This window comes from Lentibacillus persicus, assembly GCF_900112705.1.
GTDB classification, from domain to species: domain Bacteria; phylum Bacillota; class Bacilli; order Bacillales; family Amphibacillaceae; genus Lentibacillus; species Lentibacillus persicus.
Map to the genome: position 1 here is coordinate 157,221 of NZ_FOMR01000002.1, position 15,479 is coordinate 172,699.

The 15,479-nt window shown below is 41.3% G+C and carries 18 protein-coding genes; all 18 read right to left on the minus strand.

Annotated features, from left to right (window positions below):
• Nucleotides 1-28 precede the first annotated feature (28 nt).
• The 18 genes from recO to prmA all read right to left on the minus strand — a co-directional run bounded on the left by recO (nucleotide 29) and on the right by prmA (nucleotide 15,413).
• Nucleotides 29-772: a DNA repair protein RecO gene (recO, locus tag BMZ22_RS03075; protein ID WP_090081160.1), complete on the minus strand. Its 744-nt coding sequence runs from the start codon at nucleotides 770-772 to the stop codon at nucleotides 29-31.
• 35 nt (nucleotides 773-807) lie between these two features.
• Nucleotides 808-957 (minus strand): YqzL family protein, encoded by a 150-nt coding sequence (locus BMZ22_RS03080; RefSeq protein ID WP_090081163.1) that lies wholly within the window; start codon nucleotides 955-957, stop codon nucleotides 808-810.
• A gap of 97 nt (nucleotides 958-1,054) precedes the next feature.
• A complete protein-coding gene (era, locus tag BMZ22_RS03085; protein WP_090081166.1) occupies nucleotides 1,055-1,957 on the minus strand; it encodes a GTPase Era in 903 nt (300 codons plus the stop codon).
• Nucleotides 1,958-2,081: 124 nt separating this feature from the next.
• Nucleotides 2,082-2,459, minus strand: coding sequence for a diacylglycerol kinase family protein (locus tag BMZ22_RS03090; protein WP_090081169.1), 378 nt, complete (start codon nucleotides 2,457-2,459; stop codon nucleotides 2,082-2,084).
• Nucleotides 2,449-2,913, minus strand: coding sequence for an rRNA maturation RNase YbeY (ybeY, locus tag BMZ22_RS03095; RefSeq protein ID WP_090081173.1), 465 nt, complete (start codon nucleotides 2,911-2,913; stop codon nucleotides 2,449-2,451). The genes BMZ22_RS03090 and ybeY overlap by 11 nt, the downstream gene beginning before the upstream one ends.
• Entirely contained in the window at nucleotides 2,913-5,057 is a 2,145-nt protein-coding gene (locus BMZ22_RS03100; RefSeq protein ID WP_090081178.1) for an HD family phosphohydrolase, read from the minus strand. Before BMZ22_RS03100 ends, ybeY begins: the two co-directional genes overlap by 1 nt.
• Nucleotides 5,058-5,128: 71 nt before the next feature.
• A complete protein-coding gene (locus tag BMZ22_RS03105; protein WP_090081182.1) occupies nucleotides 5,129-6,088 on the minus strand; it encodes a PhoH family protein in 960 nt (319 codons plus the stop codon).
• A 2-nt stretch (nucleotides 6,089-6,090) separates the two neighbouring features.
• Nucleotides 6,091-7,305 carry a sporulation protein YqfD gene (gene yqfD, locus BMZ22_RS03110; protein ID WP_090081187.1) on the minus strand — a complete coding sequence of 405 codons (1,215 nt, stop codon included), beginning with the start codon at nucleotides 7,303-7,305 and terminating at the stop codon, nucleotides 6,091-6,093.
• Nucleotides 7,306-7,326: 21 nt separating this feature from the next.
• Nucleotides 7,327-7,608, minus strand: coding sequence for a sporulation protein YqfC (gene yqfC, locus BMZ22_RS03115; RefSeq protein ID WP_090081191.1), 282 nt, complete (start codon nucleotides 7,606-7,608; stop codon nucleotides 7,327-7,329).
• Nucleotides 7,609-7,724: 116 nt separating this feature from the next.
• A complete protein-coding gene (locus BMZ22_RS03120; protein WP_090081194.1) occupies nucleotides 7,725-8,204 on the minus strand; it encodes a hypothetical protein in 480 nt (159 codons plus the stop codon).
• Nucleotides 8,205-8,234: 30 nt separating this feature from the next.
• Nucleotides 8,235-9,239, minus strand: coding sequence for a flotillin-like protein FloA (gene floA, locus BMZ22_RS03125; protein ID WP_090081196.1), 1,005 nt, complete (start codon nucleotides 9,237-9,239; stop codon nucleotides 8,235-8,237).
• Between the two features lie 26 nt (nucleotides 9,240-9,265).
• Nucleotides 9,266-10,534, minus strand: a complete 1,269-nt coding sequence (locus BMZ22_RS03130; RefSeq protein ID WP_090082075.1) for an NfeD family protein — start codon at nucleotides 10,532-10,534, stop codon at nucleotides 9,266-9,268.
• A gap of 240 nt (nucleotides 10,535-10,774) precedes the next feature.
• Nucleotides 10,775-11,221 carry a GatB/YqeY domain-containing protein gene (locus BMZ22_RS03135; protein WP_090081199.1) on the minus strand — a complete coding sequence of 149 codons (447 nt, stop codon included), beginning with the start codon at nucleotides 11,219-11,221 and terminating at the stop codon, nucleotides 10,775-10,777.
• Nucleotides 11,222-11,239: 18 nt separating this feature from the next.
• A complete protein-coding gene (gene rpsU / locus BMZ22_RS03140; RefSeq protein WP_090081202.1) occupies nucleotides 11,240-11,413 on the minus strand; it encodes a 30S ribosomal protein S21 in 174 nt (57 codons plus the stop codon).
• Nucleotides 11,414-11,584: 171 nt separating this feature from the next.
• The gene (gene deoC / locus BMZ22_RS03145; protein ID WP_090081205.1) at nucleotides 11,585-12,256 is read right to left on the minus strand and encodes a deoxyribose-phosphate aldolase; all 672 of its coding nucleotides are present in this window, start codon (nucleotides 12,254-12,256) and stop codon (nucleotides 11,585-11,587) included.
• An 88-nt stretch (nucleotides 12,257-12,344) separates the two neighbouring features.
• Nucleotides 12,345-13,697, minus strand: coding sequence for a tRNA (N(6)-L-threonylcarbamoyladenosine(37)-C(2))-methylthiotransferase MtaB (mtaB, locus tag BMZ22_RS03150; protein ID WP_090081209.1), 1,353 nt, complete (start codon nucleotides 13,695-13,697; stop codon nucleotides 12,345-12,347).
• Entirely contained in the window at nucleotides 13,697-14,455 is a 759-nt protein-coding gene (locus BMZ22_RS03155) for a 16S rRNA (uracil(1498)-N(3))-methyltransferase (protein ID WP_090081212.1), read from the minus strand. The genes mtaB and BMZ22_RS03155 overlap by 1 nt, the downstream gene beginning before the upstream one ends.
• A 1-nt stretch (nucleotide 14,456) precedes the next feature.
• The gene (gene prmA, locus BMZ22_RS03160; protein ID WP_090081216.1) at nucleotides 14,457-15,413 is read right to left on the minus strand and encodes a 50S ribosomal protein L11 methyltransferase; all 957 of its coding nucleotides are present in this window, start codon (nucleotides 15,411-15,413) and stop codon (nucleotides 14,457-14,459) included.
• Between the last annotated feature and the right edge of the window lie 66 nt (nucleotides 15,414-15,479).

Consider the following 15,479-nt stretch of genomic DNA (forward strand, 5'->3'; position numbering starts at 1 on the left):
CGCGTGATCAGTTGTCAAGAAAACAAATCTACTTCAATTTATCCAGCTGCTTCAAAAATCGTTTTGATTTTAAATAATAGCCGCCATAACGATCATAGTAAGCATCTATAATATCACGCAGTAATTTTTTATTTTCTTCCTTTACCGAAATGGTCCCTACCCGTTCCAGCCCGATCTCTGAAAAAACATAAAATAAACGCGCCATTTTATCAGACAGTCCAATCGAACCTGAATCAATTTGCCGGCAATTCACACAAAGGAGACCACCTTCTGCTATCGAGAAAGCAAAAGGCGTTTCCCTGCTTCCGCAGTTGACACACCTGTCAACAGCAGGGGCAAATCCGCCTTTTTTAAACAATTTCAATTCATACATAATAATCGGTATGTCAGCATCAGTATTATCAGCTATCCAGTTCATCGTCCTGTACAGCTGTTCAAACAAATAATAATCAGCTAAATAAGCATCGGTCAGCTTATCTGTCAATTCAGCAATATAAGAGGCAAAAGCAGTTTTAATGATGTCTTCGCGGATGTTTCGGAATGAATCGATAACGTCACCCTGCTGGATGGTGCTCAGCCCTGATTTCAGGTAGACAAAAAAGTCACCATATATGAATGGCTGCGTAACAGCAGCCATTCGGCTTTTCGGTTTTTTTGCACCTCTGGCAATTGCAGTAACCTTTCCTGCTTGTTTCGTAAATATCGTAACAATTTTGTGTGTTTCACCATAATCTTGCGTCTTTAAGACTACACCCTGCAGTTTCTCAAGCAAACAGTATCACCTTCTTACAGGTTACAAAAGGTATTCTAAGATTTTATATTGAGCGATGTACGCCCATTCAGCTGCTGGTGATTATCATCAGCTTCTACTGATTCGTTCTTTTCCAGTTCTTTTAATAATAAATAGGTTTCAATGTTTCCTGTCTGACTAAATAACTTCCACGTAAAGTCGATCACAAGAAACCCCGCCTTTCTTTGCATGATTGTAATGTAACCTTCATTATTAGATTTTCCATAAGGCACTGAATGAATGAGTATTAAAATTTACCAAGCGTTAATACTCATCATGTCGGAAGCCGAATTCATGCAGCTGGGATTCTTTATTGCGCCAATCTTTTCGCACCTTAACCCATAGTTCCAAATAAACTTTCGAACCAAGCAGTGTTTCAATATCTTTACGGGCATGTTTTCCAATATTTTTCAGCATCGATCCTTGTTTTCCAATAATAATACCTTTTTGTGTTTTTCGCTCGGTCACGATTGTCGCCTGAATCAAGATTTTCTCTTTCTCTTTTTCTTCAATGTTTTCAATAACAGCTGCGATTGAATGGGGAACTTCTTCCCTTGTAAATTCCAGCACTTTTTCACGAATTAATTCACTGATTATAAATCGCTCCGGGTGATCAGTCACATGATCTTCAGGGTAATATTGCGGTCCCTCCGGAATATGCTCTTTAAGCTTATCAAGCAAATTTTCCATATTATTTCCCTCAAGAGCTGAAATAGGAAAAATTTCTTCAAAATCATATTTATCCTTATATAAATCAATTAAGGGCAACACCTCTTCCGGTTGAACAAGGTCGGTTTTGTTAATGAGCAAAAACACAGGCCGATTGACTTGCTTAAGCCGTTCCAGTATGTATTGGTCACCTTTGCCATAGCCTTCCTTCGCATTGACCATAAACAGGACGGCATCAACTTCATTCAGTGTATCCTCTGCGACCTTAACCATAAAATCACCTAAACGATGCTTTGGTTTGTGGATGCCCGGCGTATCAATAAAAACAATCTGGGCATCATCGGTCGTCAAAACACCCTGTATCCGGTTCCGGGTAGTTTGTGCTTTATCGCTCATAATTGCAATTTTTTGACCAATCATTTGGTTCATAAATGTTGACTTCCCAACGTTCGGCCTGCCAATAATCGCAATAAATCCTGATTTAAATATATCTGTCATGCTTTTCCTCCGATGTAAATTACGAGTTATATTTTTTATCATACTATAAACCCAGGCTTGTTTCATGCAATTAGACAAAACTTTTAAAAAGAACTATCATTTCAGCATAAAGTGACATAAACACTTAAAACCCGTTGATCCAACGAAAAAATTCCGGAATAAAAATAAGAACACCAACAGCTGCAGCAATTACGGAAGCAATCAAAACCGCGCCAGCAGCGATATCCTTAATCTCTTTGGCTCGCGGGTGTATGTCCGGTTTTACATAGTTAATCATTTTTTCGATGGCTGTATTTAGAAATTCAGCCACGAGTACAAGTCCTATTGCCAAAATGATAACCGTCCATTTTATAATTGATAAACGAAAGATAATACCTCCTGCAATAACGCAAATCGAGGCTAAAACGTGTAACCTTAAATTCCGTTCACTATTTATTGCCTTTTTAACCCCATACCAAGCATGGGCAAAGCCAATCAAAGGTTTTCCGTTCTTATCGTTCAAGTCCGAATTCTCCCAATATCATATTTTGTCGACCAAACATCTCGGCTTCATCCTTTTCGTTCATATGATCGTAGCCGAGCAAGTGAAGAAACCCGTGCACCGTTAAGAAGCCAAGCTCCCGTTCCACTGAGTGCCCATACGCTTCGGCCTGTTCGTATGCTTTATCGACAGAGATAACAATATCACCAAGAATAAGCGGCAGATCCTCACCAATTATTTCCGGTTCTTCACCAACTTTTTCCTGCATTGCAAAGGAAATAACATCAGTCGGTCTGTCCTGTTGACGATAATTTCGATTGATTTCTTGAATTTCCTGGTTGTTTACAAATGTAACAGATACTTCAGTTTCACTTGATATAGCTTCTTTTTCTCCGGCGAAAATAAGTAACCGCTGCATTAAATCAATGTAATCCACCGGTACGGAATTGGTCTGATCATGAAAATCGATATGCATTATTTAGCCTCCTTGATTGGGTATTGAATTCTTGAATGAAACATGCCTTTTAAGGTTTCACAGATTGTTCGATGTACCTTATCCAAATCCTTCAACGTAAGCGGGCATTCACTAAGCTGGCCATCCATCAGGCGGTCTTCAACAATCGATGCAACAAGCTCATCAATTTTCCTTTCAGTTGGTTCATTTAAAGATCGGACTGCAGCTTCCACAGCATCGGAAATACATATAATGGCAGCTTCTTTCGTCTGCGGCTTAAGTCCTGGATATCTGAAATCCTCCTCCTTCGTGTGTTTATTTTTGTCCTGTTCTTTATAATAGAAATACTTTAATAACGACGTGCCGTGATGCTGCTCGGCAATATCAATAATCGGTTGGGGAAACTTATGATTTTTTAGAATATCTGCGCCTTCATACGGGTGGCTGATAATAATTTCAGCACTTTCTCTTGGCTGTAACCTATCGTGAGGATTAGTTGCGCCCATTTGATTTTCAATGAAAAAATGAGGTCTTGCTGTTTTACCGATATCATGGTAATAAGCCCCGACTCGTGCTAACAATCCGTTGGCACCAATTGCATCACATGCTGTTTCACTGAGATTCGCCACCATAATTGAATGATGATAAGTCCCCGGAGCTTCAGTCAATATTTTACGGAGAAGCGGCTGGTTTGGTTTTGCAAGCGACAGTAATCTGTAATCGGATAGTATGCCAAGCCCGGCTTCAAAGAACGGCATCAGACCGAATGTTAATACCGCTGATAAAAATGCTGCTATCACCCCATAACCGGATTGCATAAATATGTCTGGAATGGAATATTTTTCGCTCGATAGGAATAGAAATGTTAATATAGCAACGATATTTACGGCGCTCATGCCAATCCCTGCTTTTAATATAGCCAGCCGGTCTGTCGAACGGCCAAGAAATATTACAGCTGCCATCTGAGAGAAAAAGAAATAAGTACCTGCTTCCACATTCAGCGAACCGGGAATTTGCCCATTAAATAAGATGGAACCAAGTATGGCATAAATCACTGACAGCACAATCGCCAGTCGTTCGTTAAGAAGTAGTTTGACAAGCAGTGCTCCTGTAGCCGCGGGCACTGCAAAATACAGCTGATTCACCGAGGTGGTGTACAAGCTCCCGGTTTTCATCACTATTAGGATAATCAAACTGATAAAAAAGATCGCACCAAGCTTGCTTTTATCCACGCCATTATTTTTCTTGAAAACGCCGATTTCATGATTCGTGACAACCATCATCAGTAAAATAATGAGTGCCAATCCAATGATTGGGAACTTATTATACTTACTGTCCAAAACACCGACAAGCGCCAACTCTTCATACGTTTCAGTTGTAATCGTCTGCCCCTGTTGCACAATCACTTCACCTGCGCGTATAACGACAGGTTCAACATTGCTTGCAGCCTCTTTGCGTGCCTCTGCTGTTTTTCCTGCATCAAAAAAGGAATTCTCAGTAACAGCAAAACCACTTAACTCAATCAGCGATGATTTTAAGTCATTGTCAAAGGAAGAAAAGTTAATTGTTTGTTCCACTTCATCCCGGGCTCTTTCAATGTTTTCAGCGCTAACGCCATTTTTCATAATCCCCTCTACAGACTTAATCAGTAATTCTTTGCCTTCTTCAAGTTTTTCAACATCTGTATTAAGCAAATCATAAAGAACGCCATCGCTGATTGAATCAGTGATTTCCGGACTGAGCAGCTTGTTGAGCTGGGTCAGCTGTTCCTGGGAGGTTGGTGGGGCGTCCGGATCTTCATCAAGCGTCCTTGAAGCATTATTTGGCTGCTGGGATTGCTTCATTTTTGCTATTGCCTCAAACACTTCTTCAATATAAGCGGTCTGTTCGTTCGTGATTTCGTTTGATATGTTAAAACGATCTTCCACCGATTGGATAACTTCCCGGGTTTTACGTTCAGTTTCTTCTTCATTTTCAATTGTAACCGGTGAGCGGATTGTTTCAGCGGCATCGGAAAACTGCTCAATTTCATACGTTTTAGGCTGAACGTTGCTAAATGCCGCAATAAAAAACGCAACGCCCATCATGCTGACAAGAAATAAGACCATCAGCCTTTCTCTCGAAACATTTTTTAAGTATATGTAAGTATTGCGCAGCCATTTCATAAGCCCACCCCCGCCCCCTGTTTATATAGAAATAAGACCCGCTGTCTTTGGGGTCTTACATCGCTGAATCACTACTTAGCTTTATCGTAGGCATCAATAATTTTCTGTACCAAAGGATGGCGCACCACATCTGCTGCACCTAAATGGATAAAAGAGATACCCTTTACTGATGCCAGAATCTGCCTGGCTGCTTGCAGCCCTGATTGCACACCGTTTGGTAAATCAATCTGGGTTATATCACCATTGATGACCATTTTTGACCCAAAACCGAGTCGTGTTAAAAACATTTTCATTTGCTCCGGCGTCGTATTTTGTGCCTCATCGAGAATAACAAACGCATCATCAAGTGTCCTTCCCCGCATATAAGCTAATGGAGCAATTTCAATCGTGTCGCGTTCAATGAGCCGCATTGTATGCTCACTGCCGAAAACATCGTGAAGTGCATCGTACAAGGGACGTAAATATGGATCCACTTTTTCCTTAAGGTCCCCCGGTAAAAAGCCTAAGCTTTCACCGGCTTCTACTGCAGGGCGTGTTAGGATTATCCGTTTAATCTCTCCGTTTTTCAGTGCATGAACTGCCATAACCACTGCGAGATATGTTTTCCCGGTTCCTGCAGGCCCTATTCCAAAAACGAGGTCATTTGCTTTAATCGCGTCTGTATAATATTTCTGTCCAACTGTCTGTACACGAATCGACTTGCCTTTTGCATTTTTGGTAATTTCATCTTCAAAAAGGGTTTCAAATTGAGCAATTTCACCTTTTTTACCAAGTTCAACTGCATAAACAACATCACGTTCAGTAATGTTCAGTCCTCTTCTTACAATCGACAATAGGGTCAACAAGATTTCTTCTGTAAGAGCGATTGTCTCATTGTCTCCTGAAACGCTTACTTGCTCGCCTCTTGTAACAATTGAGACCTGAAGTAATTCTTCAATTTGTTTTAAGTATTTATCATTAGTGCCAAATAAAGCCAACGCTTCGTTTGGACCAGCAAGCTGTAACTCGATTGTTTTCAAGTTATTCGGCATAATCAATCTCCTTGGTCTAATGGTTCATGTTTGACAATATTTTCTTCCACAGCAATATATAAGATTAATTTAACTTTACCATTCTCGGTTGTTTGTTGCAAAATATTTTCAGAAGTAATTTCAGCGTCCGGTGCAAGCCGCAACCGGAGTTCTCGTTTAGCTTGTTCTATACCGACTTCAACAGCCTCCTGCCTGCTCCGTTCATTCTCAAAATACTGTTTTTCATTGAGGGTTGTCTTCATTAATGACAGAGGAAGCTTCCATTTAAAAAAGTATAAATCCTTTTCATGTTGTTCCCGATAAACATCAGTATAATCCGGATCGCCAAAACCCCATATGGGAATTTGGATGTCACTGATTTTCAAATGATATTCAGTTTCATAATCACCGGTTAATTGTTCATAATTAGCTTTTAAAGGTATGCTGACTTCCGTTTCATACCATGTTTTAGCGATAACCTCTCCCTCTGCTGTAACCAGTTCATATCGATCATTTTTGTCATCATCTTCAGCTTCATCGGCAAACTGTATTTTCCCCGACACCAGAACATCTCCCTGCTTTACGTAATCATTTACGTTGACTTGTGGAAGCCCTTTTGAAACATACATATTTTCAATAACGCCTTCCTTGGCTGCTACAAGGTTTCTCGGTCCTTCAATTTCTTTTTTTTCAACGATTGACTTTTCGACACCTTCCAGTAAAAAGCTTGTCCCCTTTTGCTTCACACCAACCCATAACAGTTCAGGTATATCATTAATTAAGTTTTGCTGAATTTCACTTGGTGAGTCGAGCGTCAACGCCCATGCCCCCTGATGTACACCGTATTCAGACAGCTTATCAGTGATTTTCTCTTCAATATCCTTAGGTACACCCGCGATTTCAACCTCCCATATAACATTAGAAAGGAAAAAAACAAGCATCAAGCTTAAGATGATACCTATCAAAAACTCTTTTTTACGAATGAACTTTTTCATCAAAAAGGGATAGCCGTGTTTATCTGTAAAAGAAAGCTTATAATGTGTCCCGCGTTTAAGACGTCTTAAGCTCGCAATATCCTTTAATTTAACATTGCCGGTACATTTGTCGTCAGCGTGTTTTTTAATATTCCAGACAACAATGTTTTGCTCAGTACACTTTTGAAAAAAAAGCTCCGGCCGTGCTCCCTTTATCAGAACAGTTACATACCCTGTAATTGAAGTCCCTTGAATATGTTTCATTTCTACCTCCCTCAGCAGCTTTTAATCAGGTATAAACTTAATCTCCTCAATATTTCCTTCCAATAATATTTCCTCAGGCAGCATCATTTTCAGCACAAATGATGAACCCGTAATTTGAATATAACCTTTATTGGATTTAAGCTTTAATTCTTTTTCCGAGTAGACACTTAAACCCTGATGATTCTCAATATATACATGCAGTTGACCAATCATGGTGACTCTCGGAAGCTCCATCATGACATCTGAAGGCAGTGAAAAGTATTTTGATAGCCATGGTGCAATTCGCAGTTGCCACTTTTTCACTTACGCAGCCCCCTCTCATCATATCTTTATGAATAAATCAACCGGATAAGAACAAAAAAAGAACCAACATCAGGCACTTATCATGCTCACCTGATATTGGTTCTTAACACATTTATTTATTTTTTGCGTTCAGCGATAACACTTCGGTATGGTTTAACGGCCCGAGGTGATCCTAAAACCTCTGACATAATCACACCGTTGATAACGCCGGTGCGGGTCAGGTTATTGTTCATTTGTTTTTTAGCTTTTCGCTGTTCCAAAGAAAGCTCGTTTTCCGGTTCTCTTACATCATGCCGTTTGATTGCATCATGCTCCCCGGCATTTTCTTGTTTTTCTCCAGCCGTGTTCATTCGTTCAGCCAATTGCCTCCGCTGTTCTTGCTGCTGCTCTTCAATTGTGGCTTGAGCGGCTTGCGGCATCTCCTGCTGCTGATCCTCACCGCCGGTGTGCCTGTCGGTTGATGGGGCCGGTGAAGGCCGGGGCTGTTGCTTGCCTCGGCCGGGCATTCTTGTGTCAGGCCCCGGATTATCATCCTTATCTTTGAAAAATCCTGAAACCGACGCAATGATCGCCAGAATAATGAAGATTATTTCCATTCTAACCCTCCTCGTTCACGAAATGAGGTGTTATTGATTGTTTTGATCATCACCATTATCATCATTATCTTGGGTCAGTTTTCCAATAGTGTCCCGCATGTCTGTGTCAGCATCAATATTCTTATAATTCATGTAATCCATCACACCCATATTGCCTGATCGCAAAGCTTCTGCCAGGGCACGTGGCACATCAGATTCTGCTTCAACCACTTTCGCACGCATCTCTTCAACACGTGCAACCATTTCCTGTTCTTGTGCAACCGCCATCGCTCGTCGCTCTTCCGCTTTAGCTTGTGCAATATTTTTATCAGCTTCTGCTTGATCCGTTTGCAGAATTGCACCAATATTTTTTCCAACGTCAACATCAGCGATATCAATTGAGAGAATCTCAAATGCTGTACCTGAATCCAATCCTTTTCCTAAAACATTATGGGAGATCGAATCAGGGTTTTCCAAAACAGCCGTGTGCGCTTCCGAGCTGCCAATTGTACTGACAACGCCTTCACCAACTCGGGCTATTACGGTATCTTCACCGGCACCACCGACAAGGCGGTCAATGTTAGCGCGAACGGTAATACGGGCTTTAGCTTTCACTTCAATACCATCCATTGCAATACCAGCTATGAAAGGTGTTTCAATTACTTTTGGATTAACACTCATTTGGACTGCTTCTAATACGTCCCGTCCTGCTAAATCAATAGCGGCCGTCCGCTCGAAAGACAATTCAATATTAGCACGATGTGCAGCAATCAGTGCGTTAACCACTCGATCGACATTTCCCCCTGCAAGGTAATGGCTTTCGAGTTGATTCGTTGACACATCCAAACCCGCTTTGTGCGCTTTGATCAGCGGGTTAATAACTCTTGCCGGCACAACTCTCCGCAAGCGCATTCCAACAAGTGTGAAAATCCCAACTTTAACACCTGCCGCCAATGCGCTGATCCACAGCATTACTGGAATAAATGTAAATAATACTGCCAGAACGATTATAATGATTGCGATAATTATTATCGGCATCAACTGTTCCAAAGTCATGTAAATTCCTCCCTATTTTCTAACAACTAAATTTCCCTGACGACTATACGAGCGCCTTCGACTTTAATAATTTTTACCAATTTATCTTTTTCTATAAACCCTCCCTCGGATACGACATCAAGCCGTTCATCATCAAATATAGCACTACCTGCCGGGCGCAAGGGGGTGAGTGTTTTTCCTTCCAAACCGATTAATTCCAGACGGTTTTCCGTTGAAACGTAACCCTGTTCAGATGACGTTTGATCTGTCAGCACCATACGCCGCAAGAAACTTCTGTTTCCTCCCATTGACTTGAATAAAATAACCGCCGCAATTATTGTCACAAGTATCGCTATACTGATACTCATAGCCATTTGCCCTATATCCTGTCCGGACATTATAAGTGAACCGATAACCGCGGCAACTCCTGTTATACCTGCAATTCCACCCGGCAGAAAAAATTCTGCTACAATTAAACCGACACCCAGTACTAATAATATGATTGCCTCCATCCCGGCAAGGCCGGCAACTACATGGCCATAGAAGAAGAGTATGAGGCTTAAACCTCCCACTATACCAGGAATACCGAATCCGGGCGAAAATAATTCCATCATTATACCGATACTGGCAAGGGAAAGGAGGATTGGCACCACGACCGGATTTGTAATAAACCGGGCCACATGTTCAGAGATCGTTAACTCAGCCACGGAAACGGTAGCACCCTCTAATTCCAGCGCTTTCAATAATGCTTCACGACTGTCAACGGTGCCATTTGAATAACCAACTTCCTCAGCTGAACTCGGCCCGAGTGTTAAATATTTGCCCTCACCAGCCGCATACTCAGGCATGTCGATACTCGAATCAGCCATAGCAGCAGCATACTGCGGGTCTCTTCCTTTTGATTCGGCCGCGCTTTTCATAGCAGAAAGCCACGCTGATTGTGCTTTTTTATCGGCGGCCGATCCGTCCTGATTAATAACTCCGCTTGCCCCCATAGTAGCTTGGGGTTTCATGTAAATATTATCAGTGTTTAAGGCCAGATAAGACCCCGCTGAAAGTGCCCGGTTTACAATATATGAAGTTGTTTCAATATCAAGATTCTGGAACAATTCACCGATTTGTTCAGCTGCCGCTACTGCCCCCCCGGGAGTGTCTATTTCAAAGATAATATGGTCTGCGTTTTCAGCTTCGGCCTCTTTGACTGCACGATTGAGAAATGCCTCCAGGCCTTTCTCCACTTCATTTTCAATTGGTATGACATGGACGATTTTCTCACTGGCGTTTTCTTCAGCATTAACCGGGGAAACCAGCAACATGAAAACCAGTGTGACAGGCAGTACAAAAACTAAAAATGCTATACGTTTGCGTCTGTCAGCATTCAAAACTGTCCCCCCTTCCACTTTCACAGTCAGTTTTACGTATGTAAATATCAAAAAGTTTCATTTCATATTTAAATCGTAACATACCCCACAAAAAGATGATAATTCTATATACGGTTATGTATAAAACTGATTCAACTAAAAAGGCCTTGCCGAGACCGACAAGACCTTTAAAATTTAGCTTAAATGTTTTTGGACCAGTTTATTAATCCGTGCACCGTCAGCTTTTCCTTTGATTTTGGGCATAATAGCGCTCATAACTTTGCCCATGTCTTGCTTGGAAGATGCGTCCACTTCTTTAATAGTGGACTTAACTACCTGTTCCAGTTCGTCATCTGTCAGCTGCCGGGGCATATATCCTTCAATAACATCGATTTCGGTTTGAAGCTTATCAACAAGATCATCACGACCTGCTGCTTTAAACTCTTGGAGGGAATCTTTCCTTTGTTTCAATTCTCTTGAAAGTACTGTTAATTCCTCGTCTTCCGAAAGATTTTTATTGCCAAGCTTTATCGATTCATTTTGCATTGATGCTTTTACCATTCGTATAACAGCAAGTCTATCTTTTTCCTTGTTTTTCATTGCTTGCTTCATATCCTGGTTAAGCTGGTCAATTAGTGCCATTAGCTTGCACCTTCTTCACTATCTGCGCTTTCTGGCAGCTTCAGACTTTTTCTTGCGTCGAACGCTTGGTTTTTCGTAATGTTCACGTTTGCGGTATTCCTGCAAAGTTCCATTCTTGGATACGTTGCGTTTAAAGCGACGAAGAGCATCTTCAAGATTCTCGTTTTTACGAACGCGAGTTGAATTTGACATGCTAATTTCCCTCCCTCCGAAGCACAAAACAATATAAATAAAAGCAAAGACATGTATATTATAGATAATAGTATGTCATGTCTCTGCTAATTATAATATAACCATCACAATGGGTCAACTTAAATATAGCTTTTATGACAAATTTTAGTCATTTATTGATAAGTTGTCGGTTTAATAGTCAGATTTTCCATCCCGGCCTGCTAGTATCTCAACGCCAGCGCTTGCACCAACGCGAGTGGCACCTGCCTCAATCACTTCGTTCGTTGACTTCAAATCCCGAATGCCGCCGGAAGCTTTAACACCTAAATCGTTCCCAACTGTTTCACGCATTAACGTAACATCTTCTACAGTTGCTCCGCCGCCGGAAAAGCCAGTGGATGTTTTAACAAAATCTGCTCCTGCTGCTTTAGCGAGCTCGCATGCACGAATCTTTTCATCACGGCTAAGCAGTGACGTTTCGATGATAACCTTTACCAGTGCCCGATTTTTCGCTGCTTCTACAACTGCTTTGATATCCTGCTTGACTGCATTGTCGTTGCCTGATTTCAACTCGCCGACATTGATGACCATATCTGCTTCGGTAGCACCATCTTTAATGGCTTGTTCAGTTTCAAACACTTTAGCCTGTGTGGACATTGCGCCTAATGGAAAACCAATTACGGTACATACTTTTACATCAGTGTCTTTCAAATTTTCATAACAGTATGGTACCCAGTATGAGTTAACACAGACTGAAGCAAACGTGTGCTCACGTGCTTCATCTATGATCTCTTTTATTTTTTCTTTTGTGGTATCTGGCTTTAATTGTGTATGATCAATGTATTTTGCAAGCTCTTTACGCATGTTTTTCCTCCTACACTAAGTTGTTCGTACATCTTCACCTGCAGTAGTATGTTTTCAGCATTTTTACACCCTCGGGATGAGCCGGGAATCAGGATGACATCTCGACATTTTCAGTCGACGTGTTGTCCATCACTCGTACGAAGGTCCCTTCATTATAAGGATAGCCTGAACGATTAATTTTGACACGGACAATCTGGCCAATTAAGTTTTTAGGTCCATTAAACCGCACTTTTAAATAATTATCAGTGTAACCTTCAAGAGTATCTGTGCCAGCATCTTTTACATGTTCTTCAGGTATGACTTCCAAAACTTCATCCTCATATTTTGAGGCATACTCTTTTGCAAGTTGATTTGACAGTTCAATCATCCGATTAACACGATCGTTTTTAACGTCAGCTTCAACTTGATCATTCATTTTGGCAGCCGGGGTGCCGGTCCTTCTTGAGAACGGAAAAACATGGAGTTCCGAATAGCCAATCTCTTTTACGAAATTATAAGTCTCCATAAATTCTTCTTCGGTTTCACCCGGAAAGCCGACAATCACATCTGACGTGATGGCCAGTCCAGGCAAAGCTTGCCGGATTTTTTCCACTTTTTGTTTATAATAGGCTGCAGAATACTTCCGGCGCATGCGGTTAAGAACACTGTCAGAACCTGCCTGCAGTGGGATATGCAAGTGGCGTACAATTTTATTGGACTTATCAAGCACCTCAATGACCTCATCGGTGATTTGGCTTGCTTCAATAGAAGAAATTCGGATTCGCTTCAGCCCTTTGACGTCAGTCTCAAGCTGGCGAAGCAGCTTAGCAAAATTATAGTCATTCATATCCTCGCCATATCCTGCCGTGTGAATGCCTGTCAGAACAATTTCTTTGTAACCGGCGTCCACAAGGTTTTGAGCTTGTTTAATAACATTTTCCGGCTCTCTTGAACGCAGAAGACCCCTTGACCATGGAATAATACAAAATGTACAGAAATTATTGCAGCCTTCCTGAATTTTTAATGATGCCCGCGTTCGGTCGGTAAACTCAGGGACATCCATTTCTTCAAACACGCGGTTTTTCATAATATTTGACACACCGTTAATCGGCTCGCGCGTTTTTTGATGTTCTTCAATATAATCAATCATCTTTTTTCTGTTCTGCGTTCCCACAACGACATCCACACCGTCAATTTCCATAATCTCACCGGGCGATGTCTGGGCATAGCAGCCTGTTACACAAATAACAGCTTCAGGGTTTTTACGAACTGCGCGGCGAATTACCTGCCGGCTTTTCTTATCACCAGTATTCGTCACGGTACATGTATTAATAACATATACATCAGATTGCCGGTCAAAATTCACCCGTTCATAACCGCTGTCTTTAAACATATTCCAGATTCCTTCAGTTTCATAATGATTCACTTTACAGCCCAATGTATGAAAAGCTACTGTTGGCATTAACGACACCCCAATTCTTCAAATTGATAAGATATACTTGCCAATGCGTAAAGCGCGGCTGTTTCAGTGCGTAAAATACGCGGCCCCAATCTCACAGGCAAGAAATTATTCTGTTTTAGCAATGTTGCTTCCCGCTCCGAAAAGCCGCCTTCCGGACCAATGACGATCATTACTTTTCCCCCTGGCGCCAAACTTTGAACATGCAAGGCAAATGACTGAAATTTTTCTGTTTTGGCTTCTTCTTCATAGGCAAACAGTTTCAAATCGTATGTATCGCTTCCATCGAGCAATTCATTAAACATGGTGAGCGGCTGAATAAGCGGTATTCGGTTACGATGACTTTGCTCGCTTGCTTCCTTTACAATTTTTCTGTAACGATTCAATTTCTTTTCGACTTTTTTATCGTCCCAGGAAACAACTGCGCGATCTGTCTGAACGGGAATAAATGCGTATGCCCCGAGCTCTGTTCCTTTTTTAAGTACAAAATCCATTTTATCACTTTTAGGCAAACCCTGGGCGATTGTTACTTCTATTGGTAGTTCAGCTGATTCATTTAACCATTCATTGATGTCAGCGGCCACATGGCTGCCTGTGATTTCTGTTATTCGACAGATTGCTGCCTCTCCGCTCGGGTGATTGCAAATAATCTTATCTCCCGGCTTTGAACGCATAACTCGACTAATATGATGGGCATCATCGTGCGCAATAATGACTTTCGCCTTTTTCCAGTTTTCCTCAGGAACAAAATATCGCTGCAAATCAGGCACCACTTTCTTTATTAATCTTTTGAGCCACAATAACTGCCCAGTCTTCCTTTTCATTCACTTCTATGATTTGAAACCCTGCTTGTTTAAGCTCATATCTTACCATTTGCTCTTTTCGTTTAATAATACCGGACGTTATAAAGTAACCGTTTGGCTTCAAGTTTTTCCAGGCATCAGACACAAACGATACTATAATTTCAGCCAAAATATTGGAAACGATAAGATCTGCCTGCATATTCACGTCATTCAGCAAGTCATTTTGCTTTACCTTAACTTTGTTATCTATATTATTTAATTCACAGTTTATTTTGGTGCTTTTGACAGCAACACCATCCAGGTCAAATGCATGGATTTCGTTTGCACCAAGTAATCCTGCAGCAATGCTTAAAACACCGGAGCCACATCCTACATCAATAACGCTATCGCTTTCGCCTATGAACTGTTCGATTGCCTGAATACTTAAAACCGTCGTAGGATGGGTCCCAGTGCCAAAGGCCATGCCCGGGTCAAGCTCAATAATAACTTCATCTGCTGCATCTGGTTTATAGTTTTCCCAGGTAGGCACGATTGTTATTTTTTCAGAAATTTTAACAGGTTTATAATACTTTTTCCACGCTGTAGCCCAATCTTCTTCTTCTAATTTATTCAGCGTTATCTCATAATCACCGATATCTATTTGGAACCGCCGCAGTTGATTAATAGCGTTTTTTATCTCATTTACCTTTTCATCCAGCATATTGTCTGACGGTAAATACGTTTTAATAACAACACCCTCCGCAGGGTACTCGTTTTGGTCCAATTCATAAATCTCACCAAACTGCGGATGTCGCTGTTTTATTAAATCAGCAGGGTCTTCAATAACAATGCCGCTTGCACCTGTTTCATGCAACACATTGGAAATGGGCTCCACAGCTTCGTTTGTTGTATGTATTCGTATCTCAGTCCAGTTCATGTTTACCGACTCATTTCTTGGGATGGAATAAAAATTATGTAAAAGGTGCTGGCATGCAGCACCTCA

Bases quoted from the DNA above. Each gene is read 5' to 3' on its own strand.
- era (WP_090081166.1), bottom strand. From the start codon at position 1,957: ATGACAGATATATTTAAATCAGGATTTATTGCGATTATTGGCAGGCCG.
- ybeY (WP_090081173.1), bottom strand. From the start codon at position 2,913: ATGCATATCGATTTTCATGATCAGACCAATTCCGTACCGGTGGATTAC.
- BMZ22_RS03100 (WP_090081178.1), bottom strand. From the start codon at position 5,057: ATGAAATGGCTGCGCAATACTTACATATACTTAAAAAATGTTTCGAGA.
- BMZ22_RS03105 (WP_090081182.1), bottom strand. From the start codon at position 6,088: ATGCCGAATAACTTGAAAACAATCGAGTTACAGCTTGCTGGTCCAAAC.
- yqfD (WP_090081187.1), bottom strand. From the start codon at position 7,305: ATGAAACATATTCAAGGGACTTCAATTACAGGGTATGTAACTGTTCTG.
- BMZ22_RS03120 (WP_090081194.1), bottom strand. From the start codon at position 8,204: ATGGAAATAATCTTCATTATTCTGGCGATCATTGCGTCGGTTTCAGGA.
- floA (WP_090081196.1), bottom strand. From the start codon at position 9,239: ATGACTTTGGAACAGTTGATGCCGATAATAATTATCGCAATCATTATA.
- BMZ22_RS03130 (WP_090082075.1), bottom strand. From the start codon at position 10,534: ATGTTGCTGGTTTCCCCGGTTAATGCTGAAGAAAACGCCAGTGAGAAA.
- BMZ22_RS03135 (WP_090081199.1), bottom strand. From the start codon at position 11,221: ATGGCACTAATTGACCAGCTTAACCAGGATATGAAGCAAGCAATGAAA.
- rpsU (WP_090081202.1), bottom strand. From the start codon at position 11,413: ATGTCAAATTCAACTCGCGTTCGTAAAAACGAGAATCTTGAAGATGCT.
- deoC (WP_090081205.1), bottom strand. From the start codon at position 12,256: ATGCGTAAAGAGCTTGCAAAATACATTGATCATACACAATTAAAGCCA.
- mtaB (WP_090081209.1), bottom strand. From the start codon at position 13,697: ATGCCAACAGTAGCTTTTCATACATTGGGCTGTAAAGTGAATCATTAT.
- prmA (WP_090081216.1), bottom strand. From the start codon at position 15,413: ATGAACTGGACTGAGATACGAATACATACAACAAACGAAGCTGTGGAG.